The sequence below is a fragment of the Aquamicrobium sp. YD-1-mutant5 genome, assembly GCF_059509755.1.
Window position 1 is genome coordinate 348,995 of record NZ_JCAKKP010000003.1, and the last position, 24,315, is coordinate 373,309.

The following is a 24,315-nucleotide window of genomic DNA, read 5'->3' on the forward strand; positions in this document are numbered from 1 at the left end:
GACAGGCAGATCATTGCAAGGATCAGTTCGATGACCAGGCTCGAAAACCCCGTCCAGATGGCCGTGATCGGCGCCCCGCACGGCATCAAGGGGGAGCTGCGTGTCAAGACCTACACCGGCGATCCCGAGGCGCTGGGCGATTATGGCCCGCTCTACACGCAGGATGGACGCAGCTTCGAGATCCTCAGCATCAGGCCGGCCGGCAATATGGCCGTGGTGCGGTTCGCCGAAGTGAAGGACCGCAACGCGGCCGAAGCGCTGACCGGCACCGAGCTGTTCATCGAACGTTCCATGCTGCCCGAGCCGGAGGAAGATGACGAGTTCTACCATGCGGACCTGATGGGGCTGGCCGTGCGCGACGAGACCGGCGCAACGCTGGGCAAGGTGCTGGCGGTGCAGAATTTCGGCGGCGGCGACATACTCGACCTGATGATCGGCGGCCGCAAAGGCGTGTTGATCCCGTTCACGCAGGCAGCCGTGCCGGAAGTGTCGGTCGCCGGCGGCTTCATCCGCATCGACCCGGTCGCGGCCGGACTGGCCGGCGACGATGATGAGGATGCGCCCAATGGTGAACCCTCCAGCACGGACCGGCCGCCCGGGCCGAAAAGCGCCGGGGGCAACCGGTGAGCTTTTCTGCCTCCGTCCTCACACTTTATCCCGAGATGTTTCCGGGCGCGCTCGGCCTGTCGCTTGCCGGACGGGCGCTTGAAGCCGGCACATGGTCTCTGGAAGCGGTGCAGATCCGCGATTTCGCCACCGACCGCCACCGCACGGTGGACGACACACCGGCAGGCGGCGGCGCCGGCATGGTGATGCGCGCCGACGTGCTGGCCCGAGCCATCGACCACGCGGCCCCGCCATCCGACCCGCGCCCGCGCCTGCTGATGAGCCCACGGGGGCGCCCGCTGACGCAGGCGCGTGTACGCGAACTTTCCGCCGGCCCCGGCGCCGTCATCCTGTGCGGGCGGTTCGAAGGCGTCGACCAGCGGCTGATCGAGAGCCGGCAACTGGAGGAGGTCTCGATCGGCGACTACATCCTCTCAGGCGGCGAACCGGCGGCGCTGGTGCTGCTCGACGCCGTCGTGCGCCTGCTGCCGGGCGTCATGGGCAATGAGCTGTCCGGCGAAGAGGAAAGTTTTGAAGGCGGCCTGCTGGAGCATCCGCACTATACGCGCCCGCAGGAATTCGAGGGCCGCACGATCCCCGAGGTGCTGACCTCGGGCAACCACGCGAAGATCGCCGCATGGCGTCGTGCCGAGGCCGAAAAGCTGACGCGCGAAAGACGGCCTGACCTGCTTTCCGGCAACTGACCGGCCGCTTGCTTTTGAAGGACGCCGCCCTTTCAGGTAGCCCTGTTCAGGCAGCCATGAACTCCGGATTGCGCGCCACCAGCGCCACCTTCAGCTTCTCCATGGCGCGGGCTTCGAGCTGGCGCACGCGCTCCTTGGAGATGCCCAGCACATCGCCAAGTTCGGCAAGCGTTGCGCCGTCATCCTTCAGCCGCCGCTCCTCGATGATGCGCAGCTCCCGCGGATTCAGTGCACCGAGCGCATCCTTGAGCCAGCCGTTACGCCGCTCCACGTCGATAGCCTCGGACGCCACTTCATCCGGCAGCGGAGCGTCGCTGACCAGAAAGTCCATGCGTTCCATGGAATCCGACTCTCCCGAAAGCGGGGCGTTGAGCGAGCTGTCGGGTGCTGACAGGCGTGAATCCATGGTGGCGACGTCGGCGGTCTGCACGCCGAGGGCCGTGGCTATTTCCTCGTAGATCGAGGCGCTGGAAAGCGTGTCGGAGCCAGCCGCAAGCCGCGCACGCAGCCGCCGCAGGTTGAAGAACAAGGCCTTTTGCGCCGAACTGGTGCCACCGCGCACGATCGACCAGTTGCGCAGGATATAATCCTGCATCGAAGCCCTGATCCACCATGTTGCATAGGTGGAAAATCGTACCTCACGTTCCGGCTCGAACCTTGCCGCCGCCTCAAGCAGCCCTACATGGCCTTCCTGAATGAGGTCCCCGATGGGGAGGCCGTAATTGCGGAACTTGCCGGCCATGGAGATGACGAGACGCATATGCGCCATCGTCATGCGGTTCAGCGCTTCCTGATCTCCGTGATCGCGCCAGTTCTGCGCCAGTTCCTGCTCTTCATCGCGCTCCAGATAGGGCGCGGTCATGGCCAGGCGAATGAATTTACGTTCAAGGCTGTTTTGAATCATCACGATATTCCGGCATTCGAACGACCTTTGCCGCATGCCGCATGAAGCTGCGGACATGTACGGAACCGCAGCCTTAACGTGATGTGGGCGGAAATTGTTCCCGCCCTGAAATCAATTGGACTTGACTATCCTATGCTGCGCTCCAGGCCAGCCACCCAGTTCTTCCAGGCGATCTTCTCGACCAGCTCGCGCCCATAGCCCTTTTCGAGCAATGCAGTGATGAGATGCGGAAGTCCCGAAACGTCACCGATGGCGGCGGGGATCGTGGCCCCGTCGAAGTCGGACCCGAAGCCGACGCGGTCCTCTCCCAGTGCCTCTATCAGGGCATCGATGTGGCGAACCATCACCTCAAGGCCGGTGTTGGGGTCCATCCGGCCATCTTCACGCAGGAAGCCGGTGGCGAAATTCAGTCCGACCATGCCGTTGCTGTCGCGAATGGCGCCAAGCTGCCATTCGGTCAGGTTGCGCGCATGGGGACAGAGTGCATGCACGTTGGAATGGGTGGCGACCAGCGGCGCGGTGCTAAGGGAGGCGACGTCGCGAAACCCTTTTTCGTTGAGATGCGACAGATCGATCATGATCCCCAGCTCGTTGCAGGCACGCACCAGCGCCTTGCCGGCATCGGTGAGACCGGGACCGGTGTCCGGCGTCGAGTTCAGGCGGAACGGCACGCCATGGCCAAATGCGTTGGGCCGGCTCCAGACGATGCCGAGCGAGCGCAAGCCTGCCGCATGAAGCACGTCGAGTTCGGCAAGACCGGTATCGATCGCCTCCGCGCCTTCGATATGGAAGACGGTGGCCAGAGAGCCAGCAGCCATCGCGCGCCTGATGTCGGCGGCGCTGCGGCACACGCTCAGCGCACCTGACCGTTCGAGACGCAGCAAAATCGAGGCCATGCCCGTGGTCGACACAATCGCATCGGCGCGGCTAAGTTCGGGCGCCATCGGCTCGTTGGTTGCGGGTGCGGTGGTACGCATCGGCGCGTCCTCCAGCGGCGGCGGAAAGATGGCGAACATGCCGCCTGCAAGCCCGCCCTTGCGGGCACGTGGCAGATCGATATGCCAGCTGGAGGGACTGCCTTTGACGAAAAGCTTCTCCTTGTCCGGCTCGGCGGACTGGTAGAGTTTCATCAGCGTATCATTGTGGCCATCGAAAACCGGGATAAGGTCTGTCACGTCTGTCGCATCCTTGGGAAGGTGATTGTCTGAGAAAAAGCCTATCTGATTCGCCTTTGCGGCCGCTCCGGCAACTGGACCGCCAGCCCCGCCTTGATCCTGTCCATGACCACGAGGGTACGGAAGCGCCTGACATTGTGGTTCTCGAAGAACAGCCGCCGCGTCAGCGCCTCATAGTCAGCCATGGAGGCGACTGTGACAATCAGCACGAAATCCGCTTCGCCGGTCACATAGTAGCACTGTTGCACAGACCGATCGGCGGCGAAGCTGCGCCGGGCCGCATCAAGCAGATCGAGCCGCTCGCTTTCGATCTCGACCTCCACCACGATGGTGATCGGCTGGCCGACGCGTCCCGGATCGACGACGGCGAAATTGCCGGTGATGACCCCGTTCTCATGCATGCGGCGCACCCTGCGATGCACGGCCGCCGCCGACAGGCCGATCCGTTCACCGATGATGCGGTGAGCGGTCGTGTTGTCCCGCTGCAGAATATGGAGGATCGCAAGATCGAAACTGTCGAGGCCATCCCGCTCGGATTCAGGCATCAAAGCCACCAAAATCGAGAGTTTTTTGCATTCTGGCGGTCAAATCGAGGAAAATCCAGTCTTCATCCGCGATAAAATCTCATCACGCAAAGAGAGATGAGACCATGATCACCCTGAACACACTTCCCGGCTATAATGCGGCGCTGGACCCTGCGGATTCCACCACTCTTGGAATGGAAGCCGCCCGGGAGGTGCAGCGCTTCCTGTCCTGTCGCCCCGACTACAGGCAAACGCCGCTGCACCGGCTCGACGGCCTCGCCGGAGAACTCGGGATCGCAGCCATTTTCCTCAAGGATGAAGGCTTCCGGCTCGGCCTCGGCAGCTTCAAGGCACTTGGCGGCTCCTATGCCGTCATCCGGCTGGTGCTGGAGGAGGCGGGCCGCAGGCGAGGCCATCCCCAAGACATCGCGGATCTCAATTCATCGCAGGTGCGCGAGATCGCGCGGCAGATGACCTTCGGTTGCGCGACCGACGGCAACCACGGCAAGTCCGTCGCCATGGGCGCGCGCATGGTGGGCGCCCGCGCCGCGATCTTCGTGCATGCCGGCGTCAGCGACGAGCGGGTGGCAGCAATCGCTGCCTGTGGCGCCGAGATAATACGCGTTGAAGGCACCTATGACGATTCCGTTGCAGAGGCCGCCCGTGTCTGTGAGCAAAACGGCTGGAGCGTTGTCTCCGACACCTCATGGCCGGGCTATGAGCGCATCCCCTCGCTGGTCATGCAGGGTTATACCGCCATGCTCGGCGAAGTGCTGGAAGCATTGCCGCAAAGGCCGACGCATGTTTTCGTACAGGCCGGCGTCGGCGGGCTGGCGGCAGCCCTCGCCGGACATTTCGCCATCGTTTTCGGAGCGGATCGTCCCAGACTCATCGTTGTCGAGCCAGCCCGCGCGGCCTGCATTCATGAAAGTGCGCGCACCGGGCGACTGGTCAAAACCCCGCATGGGGAGCCGACCATCATGGCGATGCTGGAGTGCTACGAGCCGTCGCTGGTGGCGTGGCGGATACTGTCGCGCAAGGCCGACGCCTTCATGACCGTGGACGAGGACAATGCGGCAGCGACCATGCTCCGCCTTGCCCGGCCGACGGCCCCGGATCCCGCCATCGTCGCCGGTGAAAGCGGCTGTGCCGGGCTCGCCGGGCTGATCCGCGCGGCATCGGACCCTGAAGGGAGAAAAATGCTGGGTCTGGACGAGAACGCGCGCGTTCTGGCGATCAACACGGAAACCGCCACCGACAAGGGCCGTTACGAGGCCATTGTCGGCATGGCGCCGGAGGATGTGGCCGAAATCGCCTGAAGATTTCGGGCCGGCATCCGGCAGCGCGGTCTGTCGCTCAGGACAGCGTGTCGAGCTTGCGCTGCATCGCGGCAATCTGCTCCTTCAGATCCTGAAGGTCGCCATCGCGCTCGCCCGTTTCCTTCTGCGGCTCGCCGTCGCCCTGCTTCGGCGCCGCGCCGGCGGGAAACGGCGTGAACATGCGCATCGCGTTCTGGAACATCTCCATGTTGCGTCGCGTCTGCTCTTCCAGCGCCTTCATCGGCAGTGGCATCTTCATCATGTCCATGGGCGATTTCGGCAGCGCATCCTTCATCTGCTCGCGAAACCGTTCCTGCTCCTTGGAGAAGGCCATCATCGACTGTTCGAGAAATGACGGCACGATCATCTGCATCTGATCGCCATAGAAGGCGATGAGCTGGCGCAGAAATGGGATCGGCAGCATGTTCTGCCCGTCCTTGTTTTCCAGCTCGAAGATGATCTGGGTGAGCACGGAATGGGTGATGTCGTCGCCGCTCTTGGCGTCCTGAACTGTAAAATCCTCGCCGCGCTTCACCATGGCGGCGAGATCTTCCAGCGTCACATAGGTGCTGGTTCCCGTATTGTAGAGCCGACGGTTGGCGTATTTCTTGATGATCACACTATCGTCTTTCGCAGCCACCAGCGTCCTCCCCGAACAGCTTTGTCGAATTGGTAAGCATGAACTTACCATTTGCATTGCTTTGCAACAGGATAGGCCCAAAACGGCACCGACTCCAACAGATTTTGTGCAGTGCGGAACGGCAGGCATGTTCCTGTCACCTGCAAAATGCTGCGCAGCATTGCTGAGCCGACTTACCGCAGGTCACTTCGCCGCGACTTTTTCGGATTTGACTCGTCTTTCGGAAAGGGCAACAAAAGTCATGACACCGCCGAGTGCAGTTCTGCAAAGTCCGGAGAAAACAATGTCGTCTTCCAATTCCATCGTCATCGTCAGCGCCGCCCGCACACCGGTCGGCTCCTTCAGCGGATCCTTCGCAAACATGCCGGCGCATGAGCTTGGCGCCATCGTCATCAGGGAATTGCTGGCGCGCGCAGGCGTCGACGCGGCGGAGGTGGACGAGGTCATCCTCGGTCAGGTGCTCACCGCGGCGCAGGGCCAGAACCCCGCCCGTCAGGCATCCATGCTGGCCGGCATTCCCAAAGAAACCTCGGCCTGGGGCATGAACCAGGTTTGCGGCTCGGGCCTGCGCTCGGTTGCGCTCGGCATGCAGCAGATCGCCACGGGCGACGCCCGCGTCGTGATCGCAGGCGGACAGGAATCCATGTCGCTCTCGCCCCACGCCCAGCATCTGCGCAACGGCGTGAAGATGGGCGACTACAAGATGATCGACACTATGATCAAGGACGGCCTGTGGGATGCCTTCAACGGCTACCACATGGGCATCACAGCCGAGAACGTGGCGCGCGAGTTCCAGATTTCCCGTGACGAGCAGGACCAGTTCGCGCTCGCATCGCAGAACAAGGCCGAAGCCGCGCAGAAGGCCGGCAAGTTCAAGGACGAGATCGTTTCGGTAACGGTGAAGGGCCGCAAGGGCGACACCATCGTCGAAGATGACGAATATATCCGCCACGGCGCCACCATCGAGGCCATGCAGAAGCTGAAGCCCGCCTTCGACAAGGAAGGCACCGTGACCGCCGCCAACGCTTCCGGAATCAATGACGGCGCCGCCGGCGTGCTGCTGATGAGCGAAGAAGAGGCTCAGCGCCGCGGCCTCACCCCGATCGCGCGCATCGCTTCCTGGGCAACGGCCGGCGTCGACCCGGCGGTGATGGGCACCGGACCGATCCCGGCTTCCCGGAAAGCGCTGGAAAAGGCCGGCTGGTCCGTCGGCGATCTCGACCTCGTCGAGGCCAACGAAGCCTTCGCCGCGCAGGCCTGTGCCGTCAACAAGTCGCTTGGCTGGAATCCGGAAATCGTCAACGTCAATGGTGGCGCCATCGCCATCGGTCACCCGATCGGCGCTTCGGGTGCCCGCATCCTCAACACCCTTGTTTACGAGATGAAGCGCCGCAATGCGAAGAAGGGTCTGGCCACGCTGTGCATCGGCGGCGGCATGGGCGTTGCCATGTGTCTCGAGGGGCTGAACTAGGCAACAATGGGAGGACAGGGCAGAACGACCGCAAGGGCAAGCTGTTAAGGCACCATAACGCCTCAATCTCCTGCTCGGCTGCGGCGGACTGCCCTGATAATGGAGAATCACCAGCATGAGCAGAACAGCTATTGTCACCGGTGGGACACGGGGCATCGGTGCCGCCATCGCCAGGGCGTTGAAGGATGCGGGCTACAATGTTGCGGCCAACTATGCCGGCAATGATGACGCCGCCCGCATCTTCAACGAGGAAACCGGCATCCCGGTCTACAAATGGTCCGTGGCCGATTACGATGCCTGCGCTGCAGGAATCGCTCAGGTGGAAGCGGATCTCGGCCCCGTCTCGGTTCTGGTCAACAATGCCGGCATCACCCGCGATGCCATGTTCCACAAGATGACGCGCGAGCAGTGGAACGAAGTGATCGGCACCAATCTCAGCGGCGTCTTCAACATGACGCATCCGCTGTGGACGGGAATGCGTGACCGCAAGTTTGGCCGCATCATCACCATCTCCTCGATCAACGGGCAGAAGGGCCAGATGGGGCAGGCCAACTATTCGGCGGCCAAGGCCGGCGATATCGGCTTCACCAAGGCGCTTGCGCAGGAAGGCGCCCGCGCCGGCATCACGGTCAACGCCATCTGCCCCGGCTACATCGCCACCGACATGGTGATGGCCGTGCCGGAGAAGGTGCGCGAGTCCATCATTGCCCAGATCCCGGTCGGACGGCTGGGCGAAGCCGAGGAGATCGCGCGCTGCGTGCTCTTCCTCGCTTCCGACGATGCCGGTTTCATCACCGGCTCGACGCTGACGGCCAATGGCGGGCAGTACCTCGCCTGAGACTGCCTGTCCCGATACGGCACGAAACAGTTAACGGCGCGGCCTTCATGGCCGCGCCGTTTCCGCATCCGGCTGCGACCCCGCTGTGGAAGGCCTGTGGATAAGCTGTGCGGGACACAACATGTAGCGGTGAACGAAACGGGAAAATTCACAGGTCGGCGATTCGTCGCCGTTTCGTTCCGCCTTTGATCGAATCGTTAAGAAAACGGCCATGTGCACGGTTGGAAATTCTTAAGGGAAGTTAATAATTTCCTTATTTTTCAATGAATTGCCTTCTGATACCAGCTACCGCGATGCAAGTGGCCGGCAAACCTTAACGACAGTGAAGAACAGCCGCTGTCTTGTTCCGAAGGCGATTCAGCATGTAGCTCCGGACCGCACCTGAAGGCCTATATGTAGCCGTGAACGAACCATGAATCGGCAAGAGTCAGCGATTCGTCGCCGATTCGTTCCAGACTCGTTCCACCCGTTAACGCGGGCCGCCAGCCGCCTCTGATGCGACGACTGAGGGACGTGCTGAAACTTCCGCCTTTCACCGCGGTGCATAAATGCCTATGTGTCAGACGGGTCGGAGGCGATCCAGCGCTTTCGGGCGTCCCTTGCTGCACTGTGGCCGGAGAGACTTTCCCGCCGATGAACATCCAACCCAAGCCCCAACAACCGCTTATCCTGTCCGGCCGCGACGTGACGGCCGTGCTCGGTCCCACCAACACCGGCAAGACCCATCTGGCCATCGAGCGCATGGTGGCGCACGAAAGCGGCGTCATCGGCCTGCCGCTGCGCCTGCTCGCCCGCGAGGTCTATGCACGGCTGTGCGAGAAGGTGGGGGCGGCGAAAGTGGCGCTGATCACCGGCGAGGAGAAGATCCAGCCTGCAGGCGCCCGCTACTCGGTCTGCACCGTGGAAGCCATGCCCCGCGAGACCGATGCGGCTTTCGTCGCCATCGACGAGGTGCAGCTGGCCGGCGATCTGGAACGCGGCCACATCTTCACCGACCGCATCCTCAATCTGCGCGGGCGGCAGGAAACGCTGCTTCTGGGTGCGGCCACCATGCAGGGCATTCTCCAGAAGCTGTTGCGGGGCATTTCGGTGGTGACGCGCCCGCGCCTGTCGCATCTGGCCTATGCCGGTTCCAAAAAGCTCACCCGCCTGCCCCGGCGCACGGCGATCGTCGCCTTCTCGGCCGATGAGGTCTACGCCATCGCCGAGCTGATCCGCCGCCAGCAGGGCGGCGCGGCCGTGGTGCTTGGCGCACTCTCGCCGCGCACCCGCAACGCGCAGGTGGCGCTCTACCAGAACGGCGATGTCGATTATCTGGTCGCCACCGACGCCATCGGCATGGGGCTCAACCTCGATGTAGACCATGTCGCCTTCGCCCAGAACCGCAAGTTCGACGGCTACCAGTTCCGCCAGCTCACCGCCGCCGAGCTTGGCCAGATCGCCGGCCGCGCCGGCCGCCACATGCGCGACGGCACCTTCGGCGTCACCGGCCGCGTCGATCCTTTCGACGACGATCTGGTCAAAAAGATCGAGAGCCACGATTTCGAGCCGGTTAAGGTGCTGCAATGGCGCACCGCCGCCTTCGACTTCGCCAGCCTCGATGCGCTGCGCCGGTCGATCGAAACCAATGCGCCGGTTGAAGGGCTGACGCGCGCGCTGCCGGCCGTCGATGCGCAGGCGCTGGAATATCTCGCGCGCGACGGCGACATCCGCGCCCTTGCCTCACGCCCGGAGCGGGTGGCGCAGCTGTGGGACGCCTGCGCCCTGCCCGACTACCGGCGCATCTCGCCGGCCCAGCACGCCGACCTGATCGCGTCCATCTACATGGACATCGCCCGGCGTGGGCATGTCGATGAGAATTATATGGCCGAACAGGTGCGCCGCGCCGACACCACCGAGGGCGACATCGACACCCTCTCGGCCCGCATTGCCCAGATCCGCACCTGGACTTTCGTGTCGAACCGGCCCGGATGGCTTGCCGATCCGGCACATTGGCAGGAAAAGACGCGCGAAATCGAGGATAGATTGTCGGATGCGCTGCATGACAGGTTGACGAAACGCTTCGTAGACCGCAGGACTTCCGTGCTTATGCGCCGCCTCAGAGAAAATACCATGTCCGAAGCAGAAATCAGCCCTTCCGGAACAGTCCTCGTCGAAGGGCACCATGTCGGAGAATTGCAGGGGTTCCGCTTTACCGCGGACCAGAGCGCCGGCGGCGAAGCCGCCAAGGCGGTTCGCGCCGCTGCGCAAAAGGCGCTGGCCGCCGAGTTCGAAACCCGCGCAGAGCGTTTCGCCGCCTCCGGCAACAACGACATTGCGCTGGGCGATGACGGTGTGCTGCGCTGGATCGGCGCGCCCATCGCCACGCTCGTCGCCGGCGAGGACGTTCTGCGCCCGCGTCTGGTGCTGCTGGCCGACGAACAGCTGACCGGCCCGGCACGCGACAAGGTTGTCAACCGCGCCGAGCGCTTCGTCACCTTCCACATCGAAACCCTGCTGAAGCCGCTGGTCGACCTGAAGGCCAATGATCAGCTCACCGGCATCGCGCGCGGCATTGCTTTCCAGCTCGTGGAGAATCTTGGGCTTCTCAACCGCCGTGACATTGCCGAGGACATGCGTTCGCTGGAGCAGGATGGCCGCGCGGCCCTGCGTCGTCTCGGCGTGCGCTTCGGCGCATATCATGTCTTCGTCCCGGCCCTGCTGAAGCCGGCCCCTGCCAGACTGGTGACGCTGCTGTGGGCACTTCAGAACGACGGCAAGGACAAGCCGGGCTACGGCGATGTCGTCCTCGCACTGGCCACTGGCCGCACGTCGGTCGTGGTGGACCAGACTTTCGACCGTAATTTCTACCGCCTTGCCGGCTATCGCAGCCTTGGCCGCCGCGCCGTGCGCGTGGACATTCTGGAACGGCTGGCCGACCTGATCCGCCCCGCTATCAACTGGAAGCCAGGCCTCGGGCCCCGCCCCGATGGCGCTTTCGATGGCGGCACCTTCACGGTCACGCCGCCGATGATGTCGATCCTCGGCGCGACCGCCGAGGACATGGAGGAAATCCTCAAGGGCCTCGGCTACCGTGCCGACCCGAAGCCGGCCGAAGAGGTGAAGGCAAAGGTCGAGGCCTTCGATACCGCCGCCCGCGAAGCCGTCGAAGCAAAGGCGGCAGCGGACGCAGCACAGGCAGAAGCCACTGCTGAGACGCAGACCGCAGCTGCGGATACGGAAGCCGTCCCGCAGGACCAGATTGCGGCGACCGATGTGGATGCTTCAGCAGCCGATCAGCCGGCATCCGATGAACAAGCGCCCACCGAGGCCGGTCAGGACCAGCCGGCGCGGGCCGAAGCGCCAGATTCTTCCGCCGAGGCTTCGCAAGAAGCCACAGCCCCCGTTGCCGAAGAAACCGCCGTCACGACGGAAGAAGCCGCTCCGGCACCATCCGAACCTGCATCGCCAGCGGCTCCGGAGCCGGCCGAAGAGCCGAAGCCGGTGCTTATCTGGCGTCAGGGCCGCTTCGATCGCCAGAACCAGCGGCCCGGCGGCCGGCAGGGTCAGCGCGGCCAGCAGGGGCGCGGCCAGCAAGGGAGTGGTGAGCGTCGCGAAGGCGGCGAAGGCAACAAAGGCGACAACCGCCGCTTCGACCGCAACCGCAAGGGCGGCAAGCCGGGAGCGGATCGCCCCGAACGGCAAGGCGAGAGGCCGGACAGCAAATCCGGCGGCAAGCCGAAGTTCGAGCCGCGCAAGCGCGAGGAACGCCCGGTGCGCATCGATCCGGATTCGCCCTTTGCCAAGCTCGCCGCCCTGCGCGAGCAGCTCAAGAAGTAGCTCCGGGACCCGGCGTCGGACGATGGCAGCAGCCGGCCGCCAGCGCCTCGACAAATGGCTGTTCTTTTCGCGCGTCGTGAAATCGCGTTCGCTTGCCGCCAAACTGGCGGTCAGCGGACGCGTTCGCATCAATCGCGACAAAGCATCGCAGGCCTCCGATCTGGTGAAGCCGGGCGACGTTCTCACCATCACGCTGGAGCGTCGCATACTGGTCTGGAAAGTGCTCGACACCGGCACGCGCCGCGGCCCGGCACCTGAAGCCCGAACCCTTTACGAGGACTTGTCTCCGGCCCCGTCACAGGCGGAAATTCCGGATGCGCAGGCTCCCCTGCGGGAGGCCGGAAGCGGTCGTCCCACCAAGAAGGAACGCCGTATCACGAACCGGCTGCTGGGACGGGAATAACATGCTGGCGCGAGAACCGCCGGCGCAAAACCATTCCGCCAGGGGCGCTATGGCGCATGCGCTTCGGCTTGAAAGCGCGGTGCAAAGGCGTTACCTCACCCCTCGATGATGCGACCCGAAATTGGCATGTACGGGACGCCCGGAGCCTCGTATGACTTATGTAGTCACCGACAATTGCATCAAGTGCAAATACACCGACTGTGTCGAAGTGTGTCCGGTCGACTGCTTCTATGAAGGCGAGAACATGCTCGTCATTCATCCCGACGAGTGCATCGACTGCGGCGTGTGCGAACCGGAATGTCCGGCCGATGCCATCCGCCCCGACACGGAACCGGGCCTCGATCAGTGGCTGCAGCTCAATGCCGAATATGCGGAGAAGTGGCCGAACCTGACCACCAAGAAGGATCAGCTTCCCGAAGCCGAGGAATTCGACGGCCAGACCGGCAAGCTGGAGAAGTATTTTTCTCCTGAAGCCGGCAGCGGCGACTAGCACTTTATTTTCTCATCGTGCCTTTGAGAATGGCAGCTATGCTTGCCCTTCATGGCGCTTGCCGTTAGCGTGTGCAGCAAAATCTTGATTCTTGCGACTTTTTGTGTTACACATCGGCCAACATGCCCGTGACACAACGTCGATTTATGGCGCACACGCCCTAATCACTGAAAGGTGAATCTCCCAGTCCGGACCAGAGCGATCTGGGCCATGTGGTCGTTTAGCGTCCCGGCCCTCAGCTTTTCTTCCGGACAATTCACTGTTGCGCGGTATCTGCCGGCTGGTCCGGCCCCACTGTGTACGGTCGGCGTGGCGCCGGCCACAACAAGGAGTCTATGGCGTAATGGCAACCAGCACCCCGCAGAAGAAGTCTGCTCCCACGCGTCACGGTTTCAAAAGCGGCGAGTTCATCGTCTATCCAGCCCATGGCGTCGGCCAGATCGTAACCATCGAGGAGCAGGAAGTCGCAGGGCACAAGCTGGAATTGTTCGTCATCGATTTCCAGAAGGACAAGATGCGGCTGAAGGTTCCGGTGGCCAAGGCCACCTCCATCGGCATGCGCAAGCTTTCGGAAACCGATTATGTCGATCGCGCCCTGAAGGTCGTTCAGGGTCGCGCCCGCGTCAAGCGCACCATGTGGTCGCGCCGCGCGCAGGAATACGATGCCAAGATCAATTCCGGCGACCTGATCTCGATCTCGGAAGTCGTGCGCGACCTCTACCGCGCCGAGAACCAGCCCGAGCAGTCCTACTCCGAGCGTCAGCTCTATGAGGCGGCCCTCGACCGCATGGCCCGCGAGATCGCGGCCGTCAACCGCATGTCGGAAACCGAAGCGGTGCGCCTGATCGAGGTGAACCTCAACAAGGGTCCCAAGCGCGGCACCAAGGCCGACAATGAGGAAGGCGAGCAGGAAGAAGCCGCCTGATCCTGTCCGGCCCCGATCATTTCCGGGCATTGCCGGCTGAAATCTGAAAACCGCGGGTCGCAAGATCCGCGGTTTTTCTTTTGAGTCGCCTTACCGCACCGGTGCGTGGCCGAAGATCGTCTCCAGGAACTCGCCGAGCCAGCGCCTGAGATGCATGTCCCAGATCAGCCGCCCGCCGAGATGGTCGCGGCCAGGCTGAGCGCCCGGAAGCGAGAAACGCTGCGCCCCATGCACCACCCAGCGATGCATCATCGCCTGCGTCAGCTCGCCGTGAAACTGGATGCCATAAGCCTTCTCGCCATAGCGGAAGGCCTGATTGGGATATGTCTCGGCCGTGGCCAGCAGCGTCGCATCGGACGGCAGCGTGAAGCCCTCGCGGTGGAACTGATAGACCATGTCGGGCCAGTGCAGCAGCTGCCGTCCACAGCCGGTCGCCTCGATCGGATACCAGCCGATCTCCACCAGCCCCCGTCCATGTCCCTCGACCTTGCCGCCGAGATGCTTTGCCAGCATCTGCGCGCCGAGGCAGATGCCGAGGAAGGGCTTGTCCTCCTTCAGCGGAACACGCATCCAGTCGGTCTCGCGCCTGACGAACTCATCGGGATCGTTGGCGCTCATCGGCCCGCCGAACACCACCGCTCCGGCATGGCCGTCGAGAGTGTCCGGCAAGGGATCGCCAAGCGGCGGACGTCTGATGTCGAGATCGAAGCCGCGCTCCATGAGCATGTGCCCGACGCGGCCGGGGCTCGATGTCTCCTGATGCAGGACTGTCAGTATTCTCGGTCGGGTTCTGGCAAGCATAGCGGGCAGAATCAGCAGATGATTTGCCGGATTATAGCGACTTCATCAAAAGGGCGAAGCGGAATTGCGTGAAAACAAAGGGTTAGATCGTCAGTGCGGCGCGCAGAGAAAACCAGACGCTTTGTGGCCGGATTCTACTCCTCATCAGGAATTTTAGCCGGATCCGGCAGGCTCGCCGCCACCTTGCGGCGTTCGCTGATACGGTCCTGCCGCTCCACGTCCAGCAGCTCTGCAACGCGCCACACCGTATTGTCCTCCAGCTCGTGCAACTCGCCATCGGCGAAGACGATCTCCCACATCAGCCCGATGAAGGCCTTGCGTCCGTCAGGATCGAGATGGCGCTTGAGCACGCTGGTGAAGGCATAGAAATCAACCGCCTCGCGGTCCGCCTGCTCGCCGGCCTTTGCCAGTTCGTCCAGCTCGGTTCCGGACACGCCGTAATTCTCACCGAGAACGGCCTTGAACCGCTCCCACTCCGCATCCTGCCGCACACCGTCGACATTCATGACGTGGTAGAGCAGTGCTGCGGCGGCCACGCGCGGATCGTCGTCACCCGTGCTGCGACCGGAGCCGCCCGGAATCTCCTTGAGGAAGCTTAGAAAACGCTCGAACATCAAAACAGCTTGAACCTCGTTGCCTGGGGCTCTGGCTCGTCGTCGGGATCGACGCCGGGATCATCGGGAAGGCGGGGCATGAAATCCTGCCGGGACGCGCTTTCGACATCGGGCGGAGGCGGAATCTTGCTCGCACCGGCCCGCCTTGCCGAATCGGATTGCACCGGGGCCTGCGCGGGCTCTTCACTGACCGCCACGGAAGGCTTCGGGGAAGGCGCTTCGGCCGGTTGAGCGGGCGGAGACGCAGCCGGGATCTGACTTGCGGGCGGCACGACGGCCGGAGCCTGCCCGTTGCGGGCGGCGGGTTCGGCCGCAACCACGACAGCCGGCCCAGCCTCGATGATCTCGGCCTCCGCCACCTCGCCCAGCCGTTCCGCGGCGACGGGAGCAGCAATGGCGGGAGCCGGTTTTTCAGCCTTGCCGGGCTCATCGCTCTCGATCATGTGACCGATATGCTCGACCGGCGCACGCCATTCGAAGGCATCCAGCCTGCCGGTGACAGGGGAGACAGGCGCCCAGGTTTCCGCAACCACGCCATCCGCCACCCATGCAGGATCGCGGGGCGCGCGCACGGCCTTTGCCAGCAGCTGACGCACCTTGCCTTCGTCGCCGGTTTCGGCTTCCTCGATGTCGGCAAGCAGCAGGTAGGCGCCCTCGCGGGGGTCGATGCGAATGGCAGCCTCCGCCTCGGCGCGCGCCGAGCGGTAGTCCTTTGCGTCCAGCGCCGCGCGCGCCACCGCCAGCGCCGATTCGGCGTTGTTCTTCTTCATGTCCTGAAGCTTGCGCGCCCGCTTCAGCCGGTCGAGCACGGCATCCCCCGGCCGGGCATGGATATAGAGATCGGCGACCTCTGGATGCGGTGCGGCCCGCCACACATGCTCAAGCATCTTCGAGGCCTTGCGCACATCGTCATTGCGCAGAAGCGCTCTGGCCGCGACCAGCGCGGCCGGCACGAAGTCGGGTTCGAGCTTGTTGGCTTCCAGCGCCGCCGTCTTTGCTGCCGCCGGATCGGTGTCCATCAGCTCCGTCGCCTTGGCCGTCAGCAGCACCGCACGCTGGCGGTTGGCCACGGCCGGCTCGATCCGCTTCGTCGACTTCTGTGCTGCCACCAGTTCCAGCGCGCCGTCCCACTGGCTGCGCGCGGCCAGTTCCTCGATGGTCGCTTCCGTCGCCCAGTTGAGCTGCGGAGCCACGGCCGCCGCACGGCCGGCATAATGGCGCGCCGCATTGCGGTCGCCGAGACGCCCGGCCTCCAGATAGAGCCCGCGCAGGCCAAGCAGCCGCGTCTCGGGATCGTCGAGCATCGCCTCGAATTTCCGCCGCGCCGCATCATGATCGCCTTCCAGCAGGGCCGTCTGGGCTTCCAGCAGATGGATCAGCGGTTCCTGATCGGAGCTGATCAGCTTGGCGGCTTCCTTTCCCTTCTTGCGGGCCAGCACGCCATCGCCCGCTCCCGCTGCGATCATGCCTGTGGACAGCGCCTGATAGCCGCGATCACGCCGCCGCACGCGAAAATGCCGGGCGATGGCGTAGGGACTGTTCCAGATCGACCTGATCAGCCACCAGGAAATCATCGTCGCCGCAACGACGGCGACGACGCCCACCGCGGCCACCATCAGGCTCACCTGATAGCGGTAGCCGCCGAAGGTGACGACCATGTCGCCCGGACGATCCGCCAGCCACGCAAAGCCGAGACCAAGCGCCAGAACGATGAGGAGATAGAACAGGATGCGGATCATGCCTTACCCTTCGCCTCCCGCCATGGTCTCCGCCACCAGCGCATCGACCTGCGCTTCGGCCTCCATGCGAGCCCTGAGCGCGGCGGCGAAATCCGCCCCCGCCGCCTGCACCGGCGCCGGCAGGGCCTCATATTCGGTGAGTGCCTTGCCGTAGTCGCCCTGGCTCACAGCCGCTTCCAGCCGCGCCACCGTCTCCGGCACGCCGGCACCTTCCACGGCACCGATCGGCCGCACCTTGACCAGCTTTTCCGCGCTCGACATCAGGCGCTGGACGAAACCGGCATTGTCATCGACCGGATCGTCGGCCGCCACCATGGCGTCGGCCGCCGCATCCACCTGCCCGGCGATCTCCGAGCGCGTCGCGACGCCCTGTTCGGCATAGCTGCGCAAACCTGCAAGCTGCGGCGCTTCCGGTGCGATCGCGGCAAATGTCTCCAGTTCGGCCTTGAACGGGGCGCCACGCTCCAGCGCCGATTTCAGCGCGGACGCCGCGATCGCCAGCGCGATCTTCGGCTGTCCTGCCTGCTCCTCGACCTTGCCGGTGACGTCCGCCAGCGACTGGTCCAGCACCGCCAGTCGGCTGGCCTGCTGCCGGGCGCCATCGCCGGCGGCGCGGACCTGCTCCTCCAGCGCGGCCAGCCGCTCATTGACAGGGCCGAGATCGACAGCTTCCGGCCTTGCCGCCTCGCCAAGCGCGGCAACCGAGGTTTCCAGTTCGCCGACCTTCTGCGACAGCGCTGCCAGCGCCTCGCCATTGTCGCCGCTGCCTGCGCTCGCCTCCACTGCGCCTTTCAGGGAGGCAAGCTCGCCCTTCAGCTGGTCGAGACCGGTTGAAAGGCTTTCGATACGCTGTGCGGATCCATCATCGCTCCGCGATGCGGCAAGATCGGCAACCTGCGCCTGCAATTCTGCGATCTGCCCGCGGCTGTCGGTCGAAGCATAGCCGCCCGGAGCCCCAAGCACCCCGGCGAACTGCAGGGCGCCAGCACCGGCCAGCGCCACCACGCCGCCAACGAGGCCGGCAGCCAGCAGACCGATGCCACCGCGCCGGGCCGGTTCCGCCAGGGGTGCCGGCTGCGCAGGGGCTGCCTTTTCGGCATCTCCTGTGGTCTCTGCGGCCGGTTTTTCGTCTGCCTTGGACGCAGGCTTTTCCGCGAAGCTGTAGTCGCGCGCATGGTCGCGCGCCGGCGGTTCCGCCGGCCTTGCCTCTGCTGCGGCTCCGACGGTTTCTTCCGCTTTCACCGAAGGTTCGGGCGTGGAAGGCACGGGCTCTGGCGTGGGCGCGGCTGTATCGGCCTTTTCCACCCGCGACACCTGATCGGACTCCAGATCGATCGTCACCGGTTCACGGCTGCTCTTCGAATGGCGCGTTCTTGGCGTCTTGACCATGCCGGCTCCCCACTTCTTCGTGCCGCCCGCGGACACAGGATTTCAACAGAGGTCTAGCACACCTCAAAGCGGTGAAAAGGGGCGGTGTGATGACGCGCCCCCCAACTTACATACCCCGGCGGCGGGACAGAAGCGCCAGCAATGCAGGCTCCGAGGGCTGCGGAGCGCTGTTCACCATGACCGCAGATTCTTCACCCAGACCAGCGGCTATGCGTGGCGAGAGAGCGAAAAAATCCGCTTTCGCAAACAGCGGGCGCAGAGCTTCTCGCCGCAGAAGAGCGCGCATGGCCTGCGCCGCTGTCACCGAATAAAGCAGCACCGCATCGACGCCCTGTCCGCCGAGCCGTTCACGGATATCCGCCTCGTCATAGTCGATCGCCACCGTATCGTAGACCTCCAGCGCCTCGACACGAACGCCCGATGCGGCCAATCGTTCCTCGAAGCCCGAAAACCGCATCCGCCCGCACAGATAGGCGATCTTCCCTGAAAAACCGGCGGCGATCTGCCGGGCGAGCCCGGCGGCATCGCCCGGACCTTCCTCGATATGGGTAAAGCCGGCCTTGCGCGCGGCCTCCGCGGTGTGCGCGCCGACGACATGGCAGACAAGGTGCGACAGCCTGCCGATAAGCTCCGGGGAGGCGTGGCGCAGCGCATTGGCGCTGGTTACGGCCACCGCCCCGGCATCGCCACAAACAGTGGAACGATCGATGGCGATCACTTCGGTGCGCGACAGGGGCAGCACCAACGGCTCGAAGCCCAACCCGGCCAGCCGGGCCGCCGTGCGGGTGGCGCCCGGTTCAGGTCGGGTGACGAGAACCCGCGTCAGAACCAGCCCTCGAAGAATTGCGTTCCGGCCTTCTCGCGCACGTCCGCGCCGGCCTTCGCGCCGATTTCTGCAGCATCTTCCACGCGGCCTTCGGCGCCGATCTCATGCCAGAGCGTGCCGTCCGGCGTGATGATCAGGCCCCGGAAGCGCAAGCTGCCGTTCTCGACCACCGCATGGCCGCCGATCGGCGTGCGGCAGGAGCCGTCCAGTGCCGCGAGGAAGGCGCGCTCGCAGGCCAGCGCCTGTCCCGTCGCCTCGTCATGGATCGGTGCCAGCATGCGCGCGACCTCCGCGTCGTTCCCGCGATGCTCGATGCTGATCGCGCCCTGCCCCGGAGCGGGCGGAAAGCTGTCCACCGGCATGATGTCAGTGGCGATGTGCTCCATCTTCAGCCGCCTCAGACCGGCGAGCGCCAGCATGGTGCCGGAAACGATGCCCTCTTCCAGCTTGCGCAGCCGGCTCTGCACGTTGCCGCGGAACATCACCACATCGATATCCGGGCGCATGCGGCGGATCAGCGCCTGCCGCCGCAGCGACGACGACCCGAACTTTACGCCTTGCGGCAGGTCCATGATCGACGGCGCGGAGAGGCTGATGAAGCTGTCGCGCACATCCTCGCGCGGCAGGAAGGTGGACAGCACCAGACCGGGCGGCAGCAGGGTCGGCATGTCCTTGGAGGAATGCACGGCGATGTCGATGCGCCCGTCGTAAAGCGCGTCTTCCAGTTCCTTGGTGAACAGGCCCTTGCCGCCGGCTTCCGAAAGGGGCCGGTCCTGAATCGCATCGCCGGTGGTGGTGATCGGCACGATCTCGAAGCTTTCCGCACCGAGCCCATGCGCCGCCATCAGCCGGTCGCGCGCCTCATGCGCCTGTGCCATGGCCAGCGGGCTGGCGCGTGTTCCGATCTTCAGCACGGATTGCCCCTTCCTGATAACGGTTTGCATCACACGCGGTCCATGATAACCCGGCGACGATTGTGATCGGCCCTTCTCCTATCGGGGAAAGCGATGAGGGGCAACTTTGAGGTTCGCGGCGACGTGATACGCGTGCTTGGCATCGAAACCAGTTGCGACGAGACGGCGGCAAGCGTCGTCGCGCTCGACGATGCGTCGGCCCCGCCCCGGATCCTGTCCAACGTGATCCTCAGCCAGGTCGAGGAACATGCGGCCTTCGGCGGCGTGGTGCCGGAAATCGCCGCCCGCGCCCATGTCGAGGCGCTGGACGGCATCATCGAGGCAGCGCTGGCGGATGCGGGCGTCACGCTTGCCGAAGTCGATGCGGTTGCCGCCACAGCCGGTCCCGGCCTTGTCGGCGGGCTGATCGTCGGCCTGATGACGGCCAAGGCCATTGCCGCCGCCGCGAACAAGCCCCTTATCGCCGTCAACCATCTGGAAGGTCATGCGCTCACCGCCCGCCTCACCGACGGGCTGGCGTTTCCCTATCTGCTGCTGCTGGTCTCGGGCGGGCACACCCAGATCGTGCGCGTGGCCGGCGTCGGCGACTATCGCCGCTGGGCGACGACCATCGACGATGCGCTGGGCGAAGCCTTCGACAAGGTCGCCAAGATGCTGGCCCTGCCCTATCCCGGCGGCCCCAATGTCGAGAAGGCGGCGGCGAACGGCAATCCGACCCGCTTCGCCTTCCCGCGCCCGATGAAAGGTTCGGCCCAGCCCGATTTTTCCTTCTCCGGCCTCAAGACCGCCGTGCGGCAGGCCGCGACGGCGATTGCGCCCCTGTCCGATCAGGACGTGGCCGACATCTGCGCCTCGTTTCAGACGGCGGTGGCCGATGCGCTGGCCGACCGCGTCGCGCGCGCCCTGCACCGTTTCCGGGCGGACTATCCCGGCAAGGCCGAGCCTGCGCTGGTGGTGGCCGGCGGCGTCGCCGCCAACCGCGCCATTCGCGAAACGCTTGAGCGCCTGTGCGCCGAGAACGGCTTTCGTTTCGTCGCCCCGCCGCACAGTCTGTGCACGGACAATGCCGCGATGATCGCATGGGCGGGCATCGAGCGGCTGAACGCCGGCAAGGCCGACATCGACGCCTTCGATTTCGCCCCGCGTTCGCGCTGGCCGCTGGATGAGGTCTCGGCGCCCGTGGTCGGGTCCGGCAGACGCGGAGCAAAAGCATGAGCCGAAATCCAGCCACGTCGCGAACCACCGTTCTGGGCGGCGGCGCCTGGGGCACGGCGCTGGCGCTTGCCGCCCTTCATGCCGGCCATGAAGTGCGCCTGTGGGCCCGCGATGCGGATATGGCGGCTGCGATCGCGAAAGGCGAAAACCCGCGCTACCTGCCAGGCATCTCCTTCGACACGGGCATCGAAACGACCACGGATCTGCAGGCCGCCCTTGCCGATGCCGATTGCGTGCTTTCGGTCACGCCCGCGCAATCGCTGCGCAGCGTGCTGGAACAGGTGAAACCGCATATGCCGGCCGGCATTCCGTTCGTCCTGTGCGCCAAGGGCATCGAGCGTGAGACCGGTGCGCTTCTGTCCTCGATCGTTGCCGAAATCCTGCCCGACAATCCGGTGGCGATCCTTTCCGGTCCGAGCTTCGCGGCGGATGTGGCGCGCGGCCTGCCGACGGCCGTGGTGGTCGCCGCGCGCGACAATGACCTCGCCATGCAGCTTGCCGCCCGTTTTTCCGCGCAGAACCTGCGCTGCTACGCCAGCGACGACATCACCGGCGTGGAACTGGGTGGCGCGCTGAAGAACGTGTTCGCCATCGCTGCCGGCGCGGTCGTCGGCGCCGAGCTTGGCGCCAGCGCGCAGGCGGCCATGGTCACGCGCGGTTTCGTGGAGCTGCGCCGGCTGGGTGCGGCCTTCGGCGCGCAGCCCGAAACGCTGATGGGCCTTTCCGGCCTCGGCGACCTGATGCTCACCTGCTCCTCCACCCAGTCCCGCAACTTCACCTACGGGCTGGCGCTGGGGCGGGGCGAATCGCTCGAAGGTCGGCCGCTGGCCGAGGGCGTGCCGACAGCCGCCATTGCCGCCCGCCTTGCCGCCGAACATGCCGTGGAGGCGCCGATCATCTCCGCCGTCGCCGCCATCCTGCAAGGCGCCATCACCGTCACCGAAGCCGTGGAAGCGCTGATGACCCGGCCGCTGAAACACGAAAACAAAATCTAGGAGCCAGAGACATGCTTTTCGCACTGATCTGCAAGGACAAGCCCGGCTCGCTGCAACTGCGGCTCGACACAAGGCCCACCCATGCCGCCTATCTGGAAGGGCTCAATGCAGCCGGAAAGCTCGCCTTCGCCGGCCCCTTCCTCGATGCCGACGGCAAGCCGGAGGGCAGCCTCGTCGTGGTCGAGGCCGCGGACAAGGCCGAGGCCGAAGCCATCGCTGCGGCCGACCCTTACGCACTCGCCAGCCTGTTCGACAGCGTCGAGGTGCGGGCCTGGAACTGGGTCTTCAACAAGCCGTCCGCCTGAGGGGAGCGCTTCCGCAATGAATTACTGGCTGTTCAAATCCGAGCCGTTCAAGTTTTCCTTCGACGACCTGAAGAAGAAAGGCGAGAAGGGCGAGGAATGGGATGGCGTGCGCAACTACGCCGCGCGCAACAACATGCGCGCCATGCAGATCGGCGATCTCGGCTTCTTCTACCACTCCAATGAGGGGCTGAATGTCGTCGGCATCGTGGAAGTCTGCGCGCTGGCCCATCCCGACAGCACCACGGACGATCCGCGCTGGGAATGCGTCGACATCCGCTATGTGCGCGACATGCCGCAGCCCGTCAGCCTTGCCGACGTGAAAGCCAATCCGCATCTGTCGGAAATGGCGCTGGTGCGCCTTGGCCGCCTTTCGGTGCAGCCGGTGACGTGCGCGGAATGGGAAGAGGTTTGCCGCATGGGCGGCCTCGTGCCCGCTCCCATGAGGCCCGCTCCATGAAACTGACGGCGCGGACGGCTGAAACCTTCATCCGCGCCAATACGAGCCTCATCAGGCCGCCGCATGTGCCGGAAATTGAGCTCCATCTGGCCGATGAGGCGCATGATCTGTGGCAGCGCACTGAGGAAGAACTGGCGGAGATCGGCCTCCCTCCGCCCTTCTGGGCCTTCGCATGGGCGGGCGGACAGGGCCTTGCCCGCCACATCCTCGATCATCCCGAAATCGTGCGCGGCAAAATCGTGCTGGATTTCGCCTCCGGCTCCGGCCTTGTCGCCATCGCAGCCGCAAAGGCCGGAGCGACCAGCGTGATGGCGTCTGACATCGATCCGTTCTGCGAAACCGCCATTACCCTCAATGCCGCAGCCAACAACGTTTCCATCGCCTTCGACGGTTCCGACCTCGTCGGCACCGATGGCGGCTGGGACGTGATTCTGGCCGGTGACGTGTTCTACGAAAAACCCTTTGCCGAGCGGCTGGTGCCATGGTTTTCAGCCCTGACGGCACGGGGAGCCGACATGCTGGTCGGCGATCCCGGTCGCTCCTACCTGCCGAAATCCGGGCTCGAAAAGCTGGCCGTCTACGAAGTGCCGGTCACACGCGCGCTGGAGGATGCCGAGGTCAAGCGCACCACCGTATGGCGGTTTGACGGCACCGCTATCTGACCACCTTCAGCACCGTGCGCCGGGACAGACGCGGCAGCAGCCGCTCCATGTCGCGGCGGCTGATGGCCACGCAGCCTTCGGTCGGCGCGTAGCCCGGTCTTGCCAGATGAAAGAAGATGGCGCTGCCACGCCCGCGCTTGCGCGGCGCGATGTTCCAGTCGAGCACGAGACAGGCGTCATAGAGATGATCCGCACGCTGCATGGTTTCGTGGCTCGCCTTGGCAGGCAGCCGCACCGGACGGTTGTAATTGCGGTCGCCCGGCGCGTCGCACCAGCCGAGCCCCGCATCCGTCGCCGCCATGGGCAAAAGCGTGCGGCGGGCGCCGGCAAAGCGCTCATTGCGGAAGTAACCGGAGAGGATGCGCATCGCGGCCAGCGGCGTTGCCCCATCGCCTTCACGCTTGTTGGCGGTTATCCCCCCCTTTCCCAGCGCACATGGAATGACCAGCGGTCCGGCCTGCAAAAGCCCCTGCGTGGGCTTGCCCGGACGCGCCCGGACCACCAGAACAGCAAGGCTGCCGGGGAAAGTTTCAGTCGCGGCATTGCGTCCGCGCATTTTCCTGTATGATCTGGCCACGGA

At 64.7% G+C, this 24,315-nt stretch carries 25 protein-coding genes; 14 read left to right on the top strand and 11 right to left on the bottom strand.

Features of this window, described 5'->3' with window-relative positions; all coding sequences use genetic code 11:
* The first annotated feature begins 30 nt into the window (after positions 1-30).
* Positions 31-627, top strand: coding sequence for a ribosome maturation factor RimM (rimM, locus tag AC5XE7_RS06085; RefSeq protein ID WP_495365284.1), 597 nt, complete (start codon positions 31-33; stop codon positions 625-627).
* Positions 624-1,310 (top strand): tRNA (guanosine(37)-N1)-methyltransferase TrmD, encoded by a 687-nt coding sequence (trmD, locus tag AC5XE7_RS06090; protein ID WP_495365286.1) that lies wholly within the window; start codon positions 624-626, stop codon positions 1,308-1,310. Before rimM ends, trmD begins: the two co-directional genes overlap by 4 nt.
* Before the next feature lie 46 nt (positions 1,311-1,356).
* Here the strand turns inward: trmD and AC5XE7_RS06095 are convergent, their stop codons facing one another.
* From AC5XE7_RS06095 to AC5XE7_RS06105, 3 genes are all read right to left on the bottom strand, one after another.
* The gene (locus AC5XE7_RS06095) at positions 1,357-2,214 is read right to left on the bottom strand and encodes an RNA polymerase factor sigma-32 (RefSeq protein WP_183824955.1); all 858 of its coding nucleotides are present in this window, start codon (positions 2,212-2,214) and stop codon (positions 1,357-1,359) included.
* A 125-nt stretch (positions 2,215-2,339) separates the two neighbouring features.
* On the bottom strand, positions 2,340-3,389 hold the full coding sequence (locus tag AC5XE7_RS06100) for a dipeptidase (protein ID WP_495365289.1): 1,050 nt from the start codon (positions 3,387-3,389) through the stop codon (positions 2,340-2,342).
* A 41-nt stretch (positions 3,390-3,430) separates the two neighbouring features.
* Positions 3,431-3,934 (bottom strand): Lrp/AsnC family transcriptional regulator, encoded by a 504-nt coding sequence (locus tag AC5XE7_RS06105; protein ID WP_495365290.1) that lies wholly within the window; start codon positions 3,932-3,934, stop codon positions 3,431-3,433.
* Positions 3,935-4,038: 104 nt separating this feature from the next.
* Here AC5XE7_RS06105 and AC5XE7_RS06110 point away from each other — a divergent pair, with 104 nt between their 5' ends.
* Positions 4,039-5,232: a diaminopropionate ammonia-lyase gene (locus AC5XE7_RS06110; protein ID WP_495365292.1), complete on the top strand. Its 1,194-nt coding sequence runs from the start codon at positions 4,039-4,041 to the stop codon at positions 5,230-5,232.
* A 37-nt stretch (positions 5,233-5,269) separates the two neighbouring features.
* On the opposite strand, the gene phaR is transcribed toward AC5XE7_RS06110, so the two are convergent.
* Positions 5,270-5,872 (bottom strand): polyhydroxyalkanoate synthesis repressor PhaR, encoded by a 603-nt coding sequence (gene phaR / locus AC5XE7_RS06115; protein ID WP_495365293.1) that lies wholly within the window; start codon positions 5,870-5,872, stop codon positions 5,270-5,272.
* A 283-nt stretch (positions 5,873-6,155) separates the two neighbouring features.
* Between phaR and AC5XE7_RS06120 the strand changes: the two genes are divergently transcribed.
* The 6 genes from AC5XE7_RS06120 to AC5XE7_RS06145 all read left to right on the top strand — a co-directional run bounded on the left by AC5XE7_RS06120 (position 6,156) and on the right by AC5XE7_RS06145 (position 13,818).
* Entirely contained in the window at positions 6,156-7,343 is a 1,188-nt protein-coding gene (locus AC5XE7_RS06120) for an acetyl-CoA C-acetyltransferase (protein ID WP_183824970.1), read from the top strand.
* 115 nt (positions 7,344-7,458) lie between these two features.
* Positions 7,459-8,181 (top strand): acetoacetyl-CoA reductase, encoded by a 723-nt coding sequence (gene phbB, locus AC5XE7_RS06125; protein WP_495365295.1) that lies wholly within the window; start codon positions 7,459-7,461, stop codon positions 8,179-8,181.
* Between the two features lie 633 nt (positions 8,182-8,814).
* A complete protein-coding gene (locus AC5XE7_RS06130; protein WP_495365296.1) occupies positions 8,815-12,000 on the top strand; it encodes a helicase-related protein in 3,186 nt (1,061 codons plus the stop codon).
* 22 nt (positions 12,001-12,022) lie between these two features.
* Positions 12,023-12,403 carry an RNA-binding S4 domain-containing protein gene (locus AC5XE7_RS06135; RefSeq protein WP_495365297.1) on the top strand — a complete coding sequence of 127 codons (381 nt, stop codon included), beginning with the start codon at positions 12,023-12,025 and terminating at the stop codon, positions 12,401-12,403.
* A gap of 151 nt (positions 12,404-12,554) precedes the next feature.
* Positions 12,555-12,893, top strand: coding sequence for a ferredoxin FdxA (fdxA, locus tag AC5XE7_RS06140; protein WP_183824982.1), 339 nt, complete (start codon positions 12,555-12,557; stop codon positions 12,891-12,893).
* A gap of 343 nt (positions 12,894-13,236) precedes the next feature.
* Positions 13,237-13,818 carry a CarD family transcriptional regulator gene (locus AC5XE7_RS06145; protein WP_183824985.1) on the top strand — a complete coding sequence of 194 codons (582 nt, stop codon included), beginning with the start codon at positions 13,237-13,239 and terminating at the stop codon, positions 13,816-13,818.
* Between the two features lie 90 nt (positions 13,819-13,908).
* Here AC5XE7_RS06145 and AC5XE7_RS06150 read toward each other — a convergent pair whose 3' ends face one another.
* The 6 genes from AC5XE7_RS06150 to hemC all read right to left on the bottom strand — a co-directional run bounded on the left by AC5XE7_RS06150 (position 13,909) and on the right by hemC (position 20,131).
* Complete coding sequence (locus AC5XE7_RS06150) at positions 13,909-14,619, bottom strand: glutamine amidotransferase (RefSeq protein ID WP_495365298.1); 711 nt, start codon at positions 14,617-14,619, stop codon at positions 13,909-13,911.
* Between the two features lie 134 nt (positions 14,620-14,753).
* Positions 14,754-15,233, bottom strand: a complete 480-nt coding sequence (locus AC5XE7_RS06155) for a tellurite resistance TerB family protein (RefSeq protein ID WP_183824990.1) — start codon at positions 15,231-15,233, stop codon at positions 14,754-14,756.
* A complete protein-coding gene (locus tag AC5XE7_RS06160) occupies positions 15,233-16,972 on the bottom strand; it encodes a heme biosynthesis protein HemY (RefSeq protein WP_495365299.1) in 1,740 nt (579 codons plus the stop codon). Before AC5XE7_RS06160 ends, AC5XE7_RS06155 begins: the two co-directional genes overlap by 1 nt.
* Before the next feature lie 3 nt (positions 16,973-16,975).
* Entirely contained in the window at positions 16,976-18,361 is a 1,386-nt protein-coding gene (locus tag AC5XE7_RS06165; RefSeq protein WP_495365300.1) for a COG4223 family protein, read from the bottom strand.
* Positions 18,362-18,467: 106 nt separating this feature from the next.
* On the bottom strand, positions 18,468-19,205 hold the full coding sequence (locus AC5XE7_RS06170; protein WP_495365522.1) for a uroporphyrinogen-III synthase: 738 nt from the start codon (positions 19,203-19,205) through the stop codon (positions 18,468-18,470).
* Positions 19,184-20,131: a hydroxymethylbilane synthase gene (gene hemC / locus AC5XE7_RS06175; RefSeq protein WP_495365301.1), complete on the bottom strand. Its 948-nt coding sequence runs from the start codon at positions 20,129-20,131 to the stop codon at positions 19,184-19,186. The genes AC5XE7_RS06170 and hemC overlap by 22 nt, the downstream gene beginning before the upstream one ends.
* Positions 20,132-20,227: 96 nt before the next feature.
* Here hemC and tsaD point away from each other — a divergent pair, with 96 nt between their 5' ends.
* Genes tsaD through AC5XE7_RS06200 form a run of 5 tightly spaced genes read left to right on the top strand, consistent with a single transcriptional unit; the run spans position 20,228 to position 23,735 of the window.
* Complete coding sequence (tsaD, locus tag AC5XE7_RS06180; protein ID WP_495365523.1) at positions 20,228-21,316, top strand: tRNA (adenosine(37)-N6)-threonylcarbamoyltransferase complex transferase subunit TsaD; 1,089 nt, start codon at positions 20,228-20,230, stop codon at positions 21,314-21,316.
* Positions 21,313-22,311 (top strand): NAD(P)H-dependent glycerol-3-phosphate dehydrogenase, encoded by a 999-nt coding sequence (locus AC5XE7_RS06185; protein WP_495365302.1) that lies wholly within the window; start codon positions 21,313-21,315, stop codon positions 22,309-22,311. The genes tsaD and AC5XE7_RS06185 overlap by 4 nt, the downstream gene beginning before the upstream one ends.
* Before the next feature lie 11 nt (positions 22,312-22,322).
* Entirely contained in the window at positions 22,323-22,616 is a 294-nt protein-coding gene (locus tag AC5XE7_RS06190; RefSeq protein ID WP_183825005.1) for a YciI-like protein, read from the top strand.
* Positions 22,617-22,632: 16 nt separating this feature from the next.
* Positions 22,633-23,073, top strand: coding sequence for an EVE domain-containing protein (locus tag AC5XE7_RS06195; protein ID WP_495365303.1), 441 nt, complete (start codon positions 22,633-22,635; stop codon positions 23,071-23,073).
* The gene (locus AC5XE7_RS06200; protein WP_495365304.1) at positions 23,013-23,735 is read left to right on the top strand and encodes a class I SAM-dependent methyltransferase; all 723 of its coding nucleotides are present in this window, start codon (positions 23,013-23,015) and stop codon (positions 23,733-23,735) included. The genes AC5XE7_RS06195 and AC5XE7_RS06200 overlap by 61 nt, the downstream gene beginning before the upstream one ends.
* Here the strand turns inward: AC5XE7_RS06200 and AC5XE7_RS06205 are convergent.
* On the bottom strand, positions 23,728-24,291 hold the full coding sequence (locus tag AC5XE7_RS06205) for a L,D-transpeptidase family protein (RefSeq protein ID WP_495365524.1): 564 nt from the start codon (positions 24,289-24,291) through the stop codon (positions 23,728-23,730). The two genes, AC5XE7_RS06200 and AC5XE7_RS06205, sit on opposite strands and share 8 nt — an antisense overlap.
* Positions 24,292-24,315: the final 24 nt, after the last annotated feature.